The 12884-nt window shown below is 42.1% G+C and carries 14 protein-coding genes; 4 read left to right on the plus strand and 10 right to left on the minus strand.

Translation table 11 applies throughout. The features are described from left to right. Positions 1-14: 14 nt before the first annotated feature. On the minus strand, positions 15-1178 hold the full coding sequence (locus tag MHH63_RS13965; protein ID WP_341171685.1) for a Gfo/Idh/MocA family protein: 1164 nt from the start codon (positions 1176-1178) through the stop codon (positions 15-17). Between the two features lie 154 nt (positions 1179-1332). Here MHH63_RS13965 and MHH63_RS13970 point away from each other — a divergent pair, with 154 nt between their 5' ends. From MHH63_RS13970 to MHH63_RS13985, 4 genes are read left to right on the plus strand one after another with little or no spacing between them, the layout of a single operon-like run. Then, a complete protein-coding gene (locus MHH63_RS13970) occupies positions 1333-2169 on the plus strand; it encodes an AraC family transcriptional regulator (protein ID WP_341171686.1) in 837 nt (278 codons plus the stop codon). Between the two features lie 29 nt (positions 2170-2198). Then, positions 2199-2675 (plus strand): GNAT family N-acetyltransferase, encoded by a 477-nt coding sequence (locus tag MHH63_RS13975; protein ID WP_341171687.1) that lies wholly within the window; start codon positions 2199-2201, stop codon positions 2673-2675. Between the two features lie 34 nt (positions 2676-2709). Next, complete coding sequence (locus tag MHH63_RS13980; protein WP_076301993.1) at positions 2710-3564, plus strand: SDR family oxidoreductase; 855 nt, start codon at positions 2710-2712, stop codon at positions 3562-3564. A gap of 22 nt (positions 3565-3586) precedes the next feature. Beyond that, positions 3587-4477, plus strand: a complete 891-nt coding sequence (locus tag MHH63_RS13985) for a LysR family transcriptional regulator (RefSeq protein WP_036678189.1) — start codon at positions 3587-3589, stop codon at positions 4475-4477. Between the two features lie 24 nt (positions 4478-4501). Here the strand turns inward: MHH63_RS13985 and MHH63_RS13990 are convergent, their stop codons facing one another. The 9 genes from MHH63_RS13990 to MHH63_RS14030 all read right to left on the minus strand — a co-directional run bounded on the left by MHH63_RS13990 (position 4502) and on the right by MHH63_RS14030 (position 12669). After that, positions 4502-5185: an ABC transporter ATP-binding protein gene (locus tag MHH63_RS13990; protein WP_076129337.1), complete on the minus strand. Its 684-nt coding sequence runs from the start codon at positions 5183-5185 to the stop codon at positions 4502-4504. After that, positions 5182-6246: an ABC transporter permease gene (locus MHH63_RS13995; protein ID WP_340034474.1), complete on the minus strand. Its 1065-nt coding sequence runs from the start codon at positions 6244-6246 to the stop codon at positions 5182-5184. Before MHH63_RS13995 ends, MHH63_RS13990 begins: the two co-directional genes overlap by 4 nt. Before the next feature lie 123 nt (positions 6247-6369). Then, the gene (locus MHH63_RS14000) at positions 6370-7746 is read right to left on the minus strand and encodes a sensor histidine kinase (RefSeq protein ID WP_076194281.1); all 1377 of its coding nucleotides are present in this window, start codon (positions 7744-7746) and stop codon (positions 6370-6372) included. Beyond that, the gene (locus tag MHH63_RS14005) at positions 7743-8420 is read right to left on the minus strand and encodes a response regulator transcription factor (protein WP_076129334.1); all 678 of its coding nucleotides are present in this window, start codon (positions 8418-8420) and stop codon (positions 7743-7745) included. Before MHH63_RS14005 ends, MHH63_RS14000 begins: the two co-directional genes overlap by 4 nt. 71 nt (positions 8421-8491) lie before the next feature. Beyond that, positions 8492-9298, minus strand: coding sequence for an NAD(P)H-binding protein (locus tag MHH63_RS14010; RefSeq protein ID WP_341171688.1), 807 nt, complete (start codon positions 9296-9298; stop codon positions 8492-8494). A 17-nt stretch (positions 9299-9315) separates the two neighbouring features. Next, positions 9316-9765 carry a MarR family winged helix-turn-helix transcriptional regulator gene (locus tag MHH63_RS14015; RefSeq protein WP_340012551.1) on the minus strand — a complete coding sequence of 150 codons (450 nt, stop codon included), beginning with the start codon at positions 9763-9765 and terminating at the stop codon, positions 9316-9318. Positions 9766-9907: 142 nt separating this feature from the next. Beyond that, on the minus strand, positions 9908-11101 hold the full coding sequence (locus MHH63_RS14020; RefSeq protein WP_341171689.1) for a metallophosphoesterase: 1194 nt from the start codon (positions 11099-11101) through the stop codon (positions 9908-9910). 152 nt (positions 11102-11253) lie between these two features. Continuing rightward, on the minus strand, positions 11254-11664 hold the full coding sequence (locus MHH63_RS14025) for a bacteriohemerythrin (RefSeq protein ID WP_051491008.1): 411 nt from the start codon (positions 11662-11664) through the stop codon (positions 11254-11256). Between the two features lie 135 nt (positions 11665-11799). Next, on the minus strand, positions 11800-12669 hold the full coding sequence (locus MHH63_RS14030; RefSeq protein WP_076129330.1) for a cation diffusion facilitator family transporter: 870 nt from the start codon (positions 12667-12669) through the stop codon (positions 11800-11802). Positions 12670-12884 lie beyond the last annotated feature (215 nt).

Genomic DNA, 12884 nt, shown 5'->3' on the forward strand with positions numbered 1-12884 from the left:
TCTCTGATTAAAATTTAATGAGTTCCCTTAACATCAAAGGTTTGGGCGGCTGTGGTTTCTTTGTTGAAGTTAGAATTCTCCACCTTTTCCATGAGCTTCTCATAAAATAAATCTTCATCAATCGGTAACTCCACCCAATCGTCGGTCCAAGCCGATAAATACATCCCATTAGATAGCGTTAGACCGTGAATGCCTTCCTCACCCGGAGCTAACAATTTCTCATCGTGTAGAATGGCATTCGTAAAGTTCCGCAAAATTCCTTTATGCTGTTCCCCGCCACCCTCTTCTACAGGAATCTCACATTTCCAACATTCTGGACTGCCGAATCCTCCCGTAAACTCTGCATTGAATTGCGGCTCCGGCGTGCGTAGACGCCAAAAGGTTAATTTCCCGTCTTCCACTACGATTTTTCCATGATCACCAGTAATTTCGAAACGGTTAGTTCCCGGTGCTTCACCTGTTGTGGTGATAAAAAGCCCTGTCGCACCATTTTCATATTCCACATAAGCGGTTACATCGTCTTCAACCTCAATATTGCGGTATTTACCAAAATGACAAAATGCTCTGATCCGCTTAGGCATCATACCTGTCGTCCACTGCCATAAATCTAGTTGATGAGGATCTTGATTCAGCAGCACCCCACCACCTTCGCCTGCCCATGTAGCCCGCCAACCACCGGAGTTATAGTAACTTTGTGATCTGTACCAGTTGGTGATAATCCAATTTGTGCGGCGGATTTCGCCTAGTTCACCAGACTGTATGAGATCTCTAAGCTTTTGATACAAAGGATTCGTCCGCTGGTTATACATGATTCCGAATTTACGATCAGACTTTGCTGCAGCTTCGTTCATCTGCTTAACAGCTTTGGTATAAACCCCAGCCGGTTTCTCTACCAATACATGATATCCATATTGAAAAGCTTCGATAGCTAAAATTGGATGATCATAATGTGGAGTACAGATTAATACTGCATCTATGAGATGAGACTCATATAACTCTTGGGGTGTTGCAAATTTCTGTACACTTTCCGGTAAATGCTCTTCTGCCCATTTCAAACGTTCTTCCCTTACATCACATACAGCTGTAAGCTCAGCATCTTTAATATGATTCAACAGACTTTGTGCATGTGCACTCCCCATATTCCCAATTCCAATAATGCCATACCGTACTTTATTCAATCAGATCACTTCCCTATTTGAGGTTATGTTATGAGAATATACTTAATTAATAGACATGAACATGAGCGAAACTAAGCATTATTTGCATAATAATAAGATGATTTAGTTAAATAAATTCGTTATAATAAGGATAATCAAGTCATAGAGGAGCTAGATGATGAATAATCCAGGTAACCTTACCGGCAGATTCCTCCAGAATCTTACCGTAAAAGTGACCCATGCCCAACTTAGAAGCGGCTATAGCGGGTGGAATCGTACGCTAGAAACTCCAACCTTTAATCGGCTGTATTTTATTGACCGCGGTGAGGGAAAAGTTATCATTAACGGTGTTACTTATTATCCGAGAGCAGGTCAGCTAATGATCATGCCCGCAGGAAGCACTCAAACTACAGAAACGTCAACGAATGATCCCTATACACGCTATTTCTGCCATTTTGATGCTGATATTGGGGAGTGGCCCTTATTCCATTCGGCAAACAAACTGTTTATCTGTGATGCGCCCAACCCAGATTCCGTACGGGTTATTTTCACAGAAATGATCGAACAGTTTCAAAAAGATGATGTATTGTCCATTCTGCGTACTCAGGCGAACGTCCTCAATCTAATTGCTACTTGTCTTGAATCGAACGAGAATATCAAAACAGACTTTATGCAAGAATTTATACATACGGGGGATCAAGGAAAGCTCGCCTATGTTCTTCAATATATTGATGAGCGGCTGGATAAACCCATAGAAATAGAAGAGTTAGCAGAAATTGTCCACTTACATCCGAACTATTTCATCCCCTACTTCAAGAAATTTATAGGGGTTCCCCCCATGCATTATGTACAATTGAAAAGAATGGAGCATGCTAAAAGACAGCTTTCTTATAGCAATTTCAGCATTTCAGATATCGCGGAGCAAGTCAGTATGGAATTAGCCCATTTCTCTAAATATTTCAAAAAGACAATAGGAATCTCCCCTTCTGCCTATCGTAACAGCACTAAGTAAATTTATTAGGGAATGTCTTAATCTATGTGATGAACTATAATAAAAAGGCTCTAACCTACAATTTTGAGGTGGTGAACGATATTCTTATCAGAACAGCATCTATAAGCGACATTCAAGAGATAGCAAGACTCTCAAGCCAGCTTGGATATCCTTTGAATATCGAACAATTAGGAGAAAGACTACAAGAAATCGGAACACACAAAGATCATACTGTATATGTAGCTGAATCAGATCACCAATTGGTAGGATGGATACATGCGACCGTTCGAATCTTACTTGAATCTCCTTCATTTGTTGAAATCGGAGGTCTTGTTGTTGATCAGACTTGCCGCGGAGAAGGAATTGGCAGACAGCTTGTAGAAACCTGTGAACGATGGGCAATCCAAACAGGGTTTAGCAAAATTAGAGTACGTACCAATCAAACCAGAGAAGATGCTGTACAGTTCTATAATCATATAGGATTTTCGCAAAAAAAATCACAGCATCTACTTGATAAGGAACTTTAATCACACTCAGGACTTTTAGGGAGGTTCAATGGTTATGATAGAGTTAACTTTGCATCCAGCATTAGAAGGAAAAATCGCTGTGATTACCGGAGGAGCCGGTGTATTATGCCGGGTTATGGCGCTAGAGTTAGGTCGGCAAGGAGCTAAAGTCGCGATTCTAAATCGCACCGCAGCTAAGGGAGATTTGGTTGCCGCTGAAATTACAGCCGCAGGCGGTCAAGCGATTTCACTCTCCTGTGATGTTACAGATCAACAGAGTGTTATGAAAGCCGCAGAAGCTGTTAAGAATCACTGGGGTCCTTGCGATCTATTAATTAACGGTGCTGGCGGAAATGATTCCTCAGCAAATACGACCCAAGAGATTTTCAAAAATGATGATCTGGAGAACCCGGACATATTTACTTTTTTTGACCTTAGTGTAGATGGATTTCGCAATGTGATGGACCTTAATCTGATTGGAACATTGATCCCAACCCAAGTTTTTGGCAAGCAGATGCTCGGCAGAACGGGCACATCTGTTATTAATATTTCATCCATGAGTGCACCTTCTCCAATGACCAAAGTACCTGCCTACAGCGCTGCCAAAGCAGGAATTAATAATCTCACCCAGTGGCTCTCCGTTCATTTCGCTGAGTCTGGTATACGTGTGAATGCCATTGCCCCTGGCTTTTTCCTTACTAAACAAAATGAGAAGCTGTTGGTTCGTGAAGATGGCGAACTTACAGACCGTTCCCAAAAAATCATCTCTCATACTCCAATGCGCCGCTTTGGACAGCCGGAGGATCTGCTTGGCACACTACTCTGGTTAGCAGATGAAGCAATGTCAAGCTTTGTGACCGGAGTTACCGTCCCCGTTGACGGTGGATTCTTGGCTTATTCGGGAGTATAGACTAATCTAATGAGGGATTACAATGATTGTAGATCCATTACGCGTATTCGTTACTGTAGCTGAACTGAGTCATTTTTCCAAAGCAGGAGAAGCGCTGAATTTATCTCAACCCGGTGTCAGTCTGCATATCCGGAATCTTGAGAATGAGCTCGGTGCTAAACTCCTGCATCGTTCTTCTAAACAGGTTAGATTAACAGAAGCCGGCAGTATTCTTTATAAACACGCCAAACAAATATTGGCTCATTTCGATGAAGCAAGCCAGGAAATCCATATGCTTCAGGACGAAGTCACTGGGAGTATACATATCGGCGCTAGTTTTACTATAGGTGAATATATTTTGCCGGCAAGACTTGCTGATTTTGCCAATCAATATCCGCAGGTCAAGCTGCAAGTGACGATAGGCAATACTGAGGAGATTATTGGAGGCGTTAAATCCAACGAACTGGACATAGGGTTTATTGAAGGTGAGGTCCATGAGAATGATCTGAATGTCACTCCTTATATGAAAGACGAGATGATTATGGTCGCTCCTGCTACCCACCCTCTGTCAAAAGCGATTTCTGTGGAGCAGAGTATGTTGCAGGATCAGGTTTGGGTGCTTCGCGAACACGGCTCGGGTACACGAGCTTTCAGTGATCATTTCCTACAGGAGGAAGATATATCTGTTAAAAGATCCTATGTCTTCAACAGCTCTCAAGGTGTTAAAGAAGCTGTAGCCTCTGGCCTCGGAATCGCCATGCTCTCCAGATGGATTGTACGGAAGGAACTAGAAAGCGGTGAGATCAAAGAGCTGCCAATCAGACAACATCATCTGGAAAGGCAATTCTCAATCATCCGACATCAAGAATGTTCTTCTTCCTTAGCTACCGATGTCTTTATAAAAAAGCTACTTGTCTTTAGAAAAGACAAGTAGCTTTTTTTCTTCCACACTATGAAATTATACTTGATGTTCAACCAAATGCCCGTCTTCCAGATGCAGAACGCGGTCACACCATTCGAGCATCCGTTCATCATGAGTGACCATTACCGCTGCTTTACCTTCACTCTTCACCTCATCAGCGATCATGCGTACAACTTCTCTTCCGCGTTTGAAGTCCAGACTGGCTGTCGGTTCATCTGCAAAAAGAATCGCTGGTTTATTCATCCATGCTCTAGCGATAGCTACACGCTGCTTCTCCCCACCGGAGAGCTGTTCCGGATAATGATTACGCCGTTTCCAGATATCCAGCCGCTTCATCAAATCAGCAGCCCGTTCCTTCGCTTCCTTAGCACTCATTTTCGCCTGCTTGGCTACAAAAAGGAGTTGCTCCTCCACCTTCAAATAAGGCAACAACTGAGCGCTTTGGAACATAAAACCTATCTTCTCTAAACGGAGCTCCGTCAGCTCACTTTTACTTTTATCTGTAAGTGATTCCCCATCTATAAAAATTTCACCACTAGTAGGTGTTAGAAGTGCACCAGCCGCTGAAAGGAATGTACTTTTCCCTGTTCCCGAAGGTCCAAGGACAGCAACGAATTCCCCTTCATTAACGATCAGATTCAAATTGTTCAGCACAGACACCGTTGTATCGCCATCACCGTAGTTTTTGGTTACTTGCTTCATGATTAGTTTTGCACTCATGCTCCAGCCCTCCCAATAGCTTCTAATGCATCTACTTTTGCCACTTTAGCGACAGAAATTAGTGATCCTAAAAGAGACATCCCAACGAATAAACAGCTGGTTAAAAGAATGGTGGAAGGCTCCAGTTGGAATGGCATCGAATCAGGCAGGACCTTATTCATCCCAAAGGTAAGCAGTAAGCTAATGCAAAGACTTGATATAGCTAAAATCATGACCTGCCCTACCACGCTCCAAGCCAAGTAAGACATTTTAGTACCCATCGCCTTCAGAATACCAAACTGGCTAGTTTTCTGAATCGTAATGACATAGAAGAATACCGCCAGAACAAACGCTGCGATCACAAACAGGAAAACAATCATCATTAGCAGTGAACCCTGCTCTGCCGAGTAGCCCGGAACATTGGATATAGCTACTTTTTGAGTAATGACCTCTACATCTTTTACATTCGTTGAAATCTTATTTACTTGATCAGCATTCGCATTAAGGGCAATCACATTAAACGGTACCGACGAAGAGGTTTCTTCTCCTTGGTTAACCCCCTGCTTCATAGCTTGCCAATCCTGATTGTTGATATAAACTACTGGGGTATGGCTGTAAGAGCTATCCTCAACAAAACCTGCGACAGTAAATTCCATCCCGGTTGCCTGATCACGAATGATACTGCCAAGTTTGATTCCTGACTGTTCCAGGTCACGATCAACAAGGACTTTACCGTTTGTCTCGTTTGTAATCTTGTCACCTTCAACTACTTTAGGAGCTAATAACCCATTCATATCTACTGCAAAAAAAGTAATATCTGCTTTTACGTCTGCCTCGTTAGCAGTGACAGTGCTCATCTGCATTGCAAGTGAAGATGCATTATTGTCTCCAACTACTGCACGTACATTCTGGAGCTCCGCATCTGTTAACTGAGAACGTCTAAAGGTCTGATCCGCATCCCCTTGCACTACAAAATAATTCGCCGGCATGTTCTCTACTGCAGAGATATTTGCATAAGCTAATCCTCTGGCTAGTCCCGTGACGAAAAGTACAAGAAAGGAAACCAATAACATGATAACCATAATTAATAGGTATCTGGCTTTAGAATGTCGCATTTCCCTTAAGGCTAAAAACATATTACCACTCCTTCTAATCTGTATAGTCACAGTTTAGAAGATGAAAATGAACGGAGTATGAATAATGAATTACAAAAGCGGAAGTGTAACTGTAAAGGTAGTCCCTTCACCCAAAGTACTGGTTACTTCAATGGTTCCGTTATGCGCTTCTACGATTTTTTGAGAAATCGCAAGTCCAAGTCCGCTGCTATGGGTTTCATGCGTTCGTGCTCGATCTACTTTATAGAAACGATCAAAGATTAACGGCAACTCCTCGGCTGAAATGCCTTCACCCGTATCAGACACAGAAACAATACAGTTCTGTTCCACAAGCTTCGCGGAAATCATAATGGAACCTTCAGCAGGTGTGTATTTTATGGCGTTGGAGAGCAGGTTCATCCATACCTGGAACAATAGATTTGGATCACCTAGAACGCTGATGTCTGCAAGATTCAAACGCACGGCCAGTTGTTTCTCTGTTAATCTCCATTCCATGATTTGTACGACCTGTCTTAGTTGTGCACGTAAGTCTGTCGACTTTTTCTGTATGGAATTAGGATCATAATCAAGCGAAGACAAGGTAAGCAGCTGTTTGCTTAGCAATGAAAGACGATGGCTTTCTTGGTCAATGATATTGAGATACTGTAACCGTTCATCCTCAGGTAAGGTTGAATCTTGTAACGCTTGGGCAAATCCCTGAATAGATGTTAATGGCGACTCAATTTCATGTGATACATTAGCGACAAATTCCTGACGTGCCCGATTTGTTCGTTCCAGCTCCCGGCTCATAATCATAAAATGGGAAGCTAACTGACCAATCTCATCACGCCGCCACGTATTCAATTTGATATCGTATCTGCCTTTTGAGATCCGTTTAGTGGCCGTCGTCAAACGTGTAATAGGTCTAACTACATGCAGTACGCTAATCATTACAAAGCCTAAGCTAAACAACACGGTGAACCCAATGATCACAGCAAAAAAGACGCGCAGCTCACCGAATTGTACTTCAGCATCCGGACGCATAAACAAAGCATACGTCTCATTGTTTACTTTTACAGGAACACCAATTGAATTACGCAGTTGATTATCAAAAAATCCGGTAATAAATGCACTGTCCGGGAAATCCGCAACCCCATGATAAATTTGCCCATTCAGAACCTTCTCTAGTTGCTGCTCATCCAAATCTTCTTTTCTAAAGGGCTTACCGTAGAATCTTGATTCCCCTTCAGCATCTGTTAAATAGATTTTATAACCCAGCTTGGCTATACTCCGCAAATAATCCTCCATTGTCTCCGGATGTGATTCTGCGAATTGTTGAACCTCGATAGCCATTCCGGTAAGTTTGGCATCGTTCTGAGATTTAATCTGGGCTTGATAATAAATATTAGACACCAAAAATCCAAGAAGGCTACTCACCACAATTACTGAACAGAAGACAATACACATCCGGACATACAAGGATCTCATACGTTAACCATCTCCAATTTATAGCCAATGCCTCGAACGGTTCGGATCACAAAATCTTCCTGATAATCTACGAAGCGCTGACGCAAACGTTTGATATGTACATCGACTGTTCGCTCATCCCCTTCATAATCCATGCCCCATACCAGTTCAATTAACTCACTACGTGTATATAACCTGCCTGGATATTGTGCCAATTGAGCCAGAAGCTCAAACTCTTTTACCGGTAGCAGCAAAACCTCATCACCATCGGTTATTTCATAATTTTTGCGGTCAATAACTAGAGAATTTAATCGAATCCGATCATCTGAAGCAATGGAATAGCGGCGAAATAACGCTTTGATCCGAAATAGCAACTCTTCAGGCTCAAAAGGTTTCGTTAGATAATCATCCGTCCCCCGCAAATAACCTTGCTCTTTATCACTCAGCTGCTGGCGTGCTGTCAATAAAATGATCGGAATATCATACGTTTCTCTAATATGCTGACATAGCTCTAACCCATCTACATGTGGCATCATTACATCTACGACCGCTAAATCCGCAATACTGTCCTGCAATTTATGTATCGCATCTCGGCCATCACTGGCCTCCATCACCTGATATCCTTCCCTTGTTAGTACATGTTTTAATAATGTTCGAATATTCACATCGTCATCTGCTACTAAAATCTTCTTCATCATTTACACTCCCTGAATAATGGATGAACTCATAGTAACAACTTTATAACGATAGAACAACTAAAGTCAGATCAAACAAAAGGCTTGATACTCTCTCTAAGTGTGGTAACCGGCCGCTCCATCAGTCTCTCCAGATCTTTTGATGTAGAAGCAGTATCTATCTTCGCTAAAAACGAATAAATCCAATGCTGAATACTTGAATCCTGGCGAAACGTAATTTTTTCCCCTGATAACTCTGATAATACATCAACTAATTCGTTGAAGTCCCAAACGTTTGGTGCAGCTAGTTCGTAGACTTGGTTCATATGTCCATTCGTTGTAAGAACCTTTGCCGTAGCTAAAGCGAGGTCCTCACGAGTGACTGAATTAAACTGCCAGTTCCCTGGATAAGTGGGTAGCTCGCCGCTTTCCATCGCTTCCTTCAACCCAAGCACACCCACAAAATCTATGTACAAAGCGTTACGTAGAAACGTATAATCTATCCCTGATTCAAGAATCATCTGCTCAGTAAGTAAATGGACATGATAAGAAGGAATCGGACCTTTGGGTGGAAAGGCAAATCCAGTATAAAGCAGATGCTTCACATTGGCCTTTTTTGCTGCATGAATGACCTGAGCATGCTGATGTAATCTGATCTTATCATCGGTATGAGAGCTGGAGATTAAAAGTAACGTTGTGACCCCAGTAAAAGCTTCAATCAGCGTATCTAACTGGTCATAATCGCCAAAACGGACTTCGAACCCTTTTTCTAAATAATTAACAGCTTTCTCTGGCTGACGAACACAAGCAATAACTTGACTAGCCGGAACGTACTTCTCAAGCTTCTCCATAATTAAGCTGCCTAATTGACCTGTGGCTCCTGTAACCATAATCGACATACATAACACCCTTTCTGTTATTCCAATGTACTCAGTTTTTGTAATAAAAAGATAAGTTGATGAAGCTCCTGATCATTCAGATTCTTCATTCTCTCTGCGACAGCCTGACGATTCTCTGGAAGATGCTCCAGAAGTAATTGCTGGCCTTCAGTCGTAATCGAAATGACGCTTTTTCTGCCATCCTTGGTATCATTCGAACGGGTTATTAATCCATCTCGCTCCAATGGTGTTAACAGCATGCTTATATTAGCTTTGGTAACTCCAATAATGTGAGCCAATGTAGAAGGTAGAATCGCACCTCCCTGTTTAGAGATCTCCACCAAGATACGAATTCTTGCTCCGTTCAATCCTTTCGACTGCCAATATTTCTCAGAAACAGAAACTAAATTTGCAGTAGCTTCAACTAATGTAAAAAATGCTTTGGTATGCAATGGCTGATTCAGCACAAACTGTTGTAAATGATCCATTTTCTATAATTCAGCTCCAATATAGTTAAGTCCTTAACTAATTTCAAACATACTACACTCCCCATGAGTTGTCAAAAAAAGAAGCTGCCTCACCTGGCAGAATAAATCTGCTGATGAAACAGCCTCTACATATAAACTCACCCTAGATTAACACTGTTTTTGTGGAAACAGGCTCTTCACTGTATTTTTTAGAACCCTCCAGCATAACCTCCAGCTTAATGATCTCCGACCGGCTTGCTAAACGAATTGGGGGTCCCCATGTTCCATAACCTGACGACACGACTACATGCAAATTGTCCTTACGAAGATATCCCCAGTCCAGCTCGAACAGACGTTTAGTGATCCAGTGATTAGGAGCAATCTGTCCTCGGTGTGTATGACCCGAGAGTAGAACGTCTACCCCAGCTTGAGCGGCTACGTCGAAGCCGGTAGGCTGATGATCCATCATAATCACAGGACGTGTAAGATCAAGTCCTTCGAGCAAGGAGCTTACACTTTGTCTGCCACCGGCTTCCATCGCCTCGGCTGTCTTATCTTTTCGGCCTACAATATACGTTCCTGCGACTTCTTCAACCTCATCTTGCAGGACCTTGATCCCAATACTACTCATCAAATCGGTATATTCCTTAATTGATCCACCATAATATTCGTGATTGCCCAGTACTGCGTAGACACCATAACGAGCTTTTAACTGTTTAATCTCTTCACTCATACTATTGCGGATAAAAGGTTCAATGCTGTCATCCAAGACATCTCCAGCCAGCAAAATCACATCGGGTTGCATCGCGTTCATTTGTGCCACCATTTTTTTGAGATGACGATTGCCCACGATATTCCCTAAGTGCAGGTCTGAAGCAACCGCGATCGTTAATGGCGTGCTGGTGCCAATAGATTTATCAATAGGAATGGAATGTGTGCGGATCACGGTACTCCAGGCGTTGATTGAACCCCAGACCAGAAAGACTGCCAGTAATATCAGAATTGTCCCGCCCGCTTCTGCGATGTAATAGGTACGATTGATTCCTGACCATCCCAGTATCACATATAATAGGTCTGCCAAAGGTAACATAATGATTGCAAATTCCATACACGCTAAATAATACGATCCAATCACTTTAAAGAATCTGGCGATCGGTTTAACCGATTTTGGCCATGGAATCATTCCAATGACATACGCAAAAGCGATGAGCATAAATAATGTCCAGAATACTGCTGACGAAACACCAGAAAACCATTCATGAATAAGTAACCAGCCGTGATAGCCAATGTAGAAATTAACAAGACCCAGAATGAGCAGCATAGCAAATCCTGAAGCTAACATTCGTAATGTTTTCATCGTTTCTCTCCCCTTTACCTAACTACTTCTCTACTTCTTATCTCAAATCATAACACAAACCGTTAACCCAGTATAAACTGCAATGCGGTGTTCGGAAAACATCGGAACTAAAAAAAGAAAATGCCCATAGGCATCTTCTTTGGAGGTTTATCTTATATCGCTTTATCACGTGTGGCCATACATTGACCAATCAGCTTATCGCATTTATTGATGTGATTTATCAGCCAGTCTGTTAACGTTCGATTAAGCTTGATGGTTGAGAGTACGGATACTCCCTTTGTTTTGACCGTTTCTTCCAATTCGAGAACTGCCTTCACGAAATCAGCATGCGTCTGACGATGTTCAGCTAGTTCAGGGAAGTTGATCTCCTCCATCAGCTGCTCTTCATTACTGAAATGTTCAATCGTGTATTCTTTTAAGAATTTCAGTGTTTCCTCAATCTTTTCTTTCCCTTGCTGATTACTGCATGCTTCAAAGAATTCGTTCAATTTCGCTAACAACTGTCTGTGCTGGCAGTCAATTTTTTCTACACCGATATCATATGAATCTTTCCAAGCGATCATGAAATCACCATTCCGTTTCTTGAAAATTACATTTTAATTTTATTTTCCACCTTTCTCCACAAAAGAACTATTAACAACATCACAGGTGCTTATATTCAACCATTAGCTGTACATATGGCACCTATTGATAAATCTCTACTTCATCACGGGTTCGATATGTACAAGTACATTGGAAACTTGGTGCCGGTCTTTTAACTGTTCTTCAATTTCTTCCGTAATATCATGACTCTGCACTACACTTAGCTGAGAATCCACTAGCACAGTTGTGTCTACTAATACGTTATTCCCATGGATACGGGCTTTGATATCTTTTATGGATTGTACACCATCAATTTCTGCTACAGTTTCTTTCATATGTTCAAGCTCTTCCGCATCAAATCCGTCCGTCAGATCATGCGTAGCTTTGCTAAAGATATCCCATGCCGTCTTACAAATGATTAGTCCGACAATGATGGCTGTAAGCGGGTCAAGCCAAGGAACGCCCAAGGAGGAAGCCACAATTCCGATAAAAGCGCCCACGCTAACTATAGCATCTGATCGATTATCCAGTGCTACTGCCCGCATTGCGTTACTGTTAATGGCACGGGCCAGCCTAATATTATACATATAGACAGCCATCATAACTACAGCACAGCCCACTGCCGTCCACGCTGCTATGAGATCAGGACTTTCCAGTGCTGGTTGAATAAATTTGTTCACAGCTTGGTACAAAACTTGAAGCCCTACGGCAATCATAATGAATGAAGCAATTAATGAAGCCACGGTCTCCGCTCTAAAATGCCCGTAGCTGTGGTTCGAATCCGGCGGTCTTCTGGAAATCTTCAGGCCAATTAGTACCGCGATAGAAGCAATAATATCTGTACTGTTATTCAATCCATCTGCAAGCAACGCTTGAGATCCTGAGACCGTACCTATGAACAGCTTGATAGCTGATAAAAAGATATAAGCAACGATACTTAGCCAAGCTCCTTTTTCGCCTTGTTTAATGTCGTTATAAGTTTCCAAAAAAAGAACCCCCAAAGAATAGTATTGTTCTATACTACACTTTGAGAATCGGGTGGGTCTAGAGAAACAGTGTTGCTACGGGGCGCAATAGTTCCCTCTGTCAAATAGAGTTGCAAGGTCGTAACTGTTTTGCAGGACGCAACATAGTTTGCCCCCGTTCAACTTTGCTTCCATTCTTCTGGAATAGTAACTTTTTGCTATTTTTATTGTCTAAT

The organism is Paenibacillus sp. FSL H3-0310 (assembly GCF_038002785.1).
GTDB lineage: Bacteria > Bacillota > Bacilli > Paenibacillales > Paenibacillaceae > Paenibacillus_AQ > Paenibacillus_AQ odorifer.

Excerpts from the sequence above, each read along its gene's own strand:
- MHH63_RS13970 (WP_341171686.1), top strand. The coding sequence starts at position 1,333 with ATGATGAATAATCCAGGTAACCTTACCGGCAGATTCCTCCAGAATCTT.
- MHH63_RS13975 (WP_341171687.1), top strand. The coding sequence starts at position 2,199 with ATGAACTATAATAAAAAGGCTCTAACCTACAATTTTGAGGTGGTGAAC.
- MHH63_RS13980 (WP_076301993.1), top strand. The coding sequence starts at position 2,710 with ATGATAGAGTTAACTTTGCATCCAGCATTAGAAGGAAAAATCGCTGTG.
- MHH63_RS13985 (WP_036678189.1), top strand. The coding sequence starts at position 3,587 with ATGATTGTAGATCCATTACGCGTATTCGTTACTGTAGCTGAACTGAGT.
- MHH63_RS13990 (WP_076129337.1), bottom strand. The coding sequence starts at position 5,185 with ATGAGTGCAAAACTAATCATGAAGCAAGTAACCAAAAACTACGGTGAT.
- MHH63_RS13995 (WP_340034474.1), bottom strand. The coding sequence starts at position 6,246 with ATGGTTATCATGTTATTGGTTTCCTTTCTTGTACTTTTCGTCACGGGA.
- MHH63_RS14000 (WP_076194281.1), bottom strand. The coding sequence starts at position 7,746 with ATGAGATCCTTGTATGTCCGGATGTGTATTGTCTTCTGTTCAGTAATT.
- MHH63_RS14005 (WP_076129334.1), bottom strand. The coding sequence starts at position 8,420 with ATGAAGAAGATTTTAGTAGCAGATGACGATGTGAATATTCGAACATTA.
- MHH63_RS14010 (WP_341171688.1), bottom strand. The coding sequence starts at position 9,298 with ATGTCGATTATGGTTACAGGAGCCACAGGTCAATTAGGCAGCTTAATT.
- MHH63_RS14015 (WP_340012551.1), bottom strand. The coding sequence starts at position 9,765 with ATGGATCATTTACAACAGTTTGTGCTGAATCAGCCATTGCATACCAAA.
- MHH63_RS14020 (WP_341171689.1), bottom strand. The coding sequence starts at position 11,101 with ATGAAAACATTACGAATGTTAGCTTCAGGATTTGCTATGCTGCTCATT.
- MHH63_RS14025 (WP_051491008.1), bottom strand. The coding sequence starts at position 11,664 with ATGATCGCTTGGAAAGATTCATATGATATCGGTGTAGAAAAAATTGAC.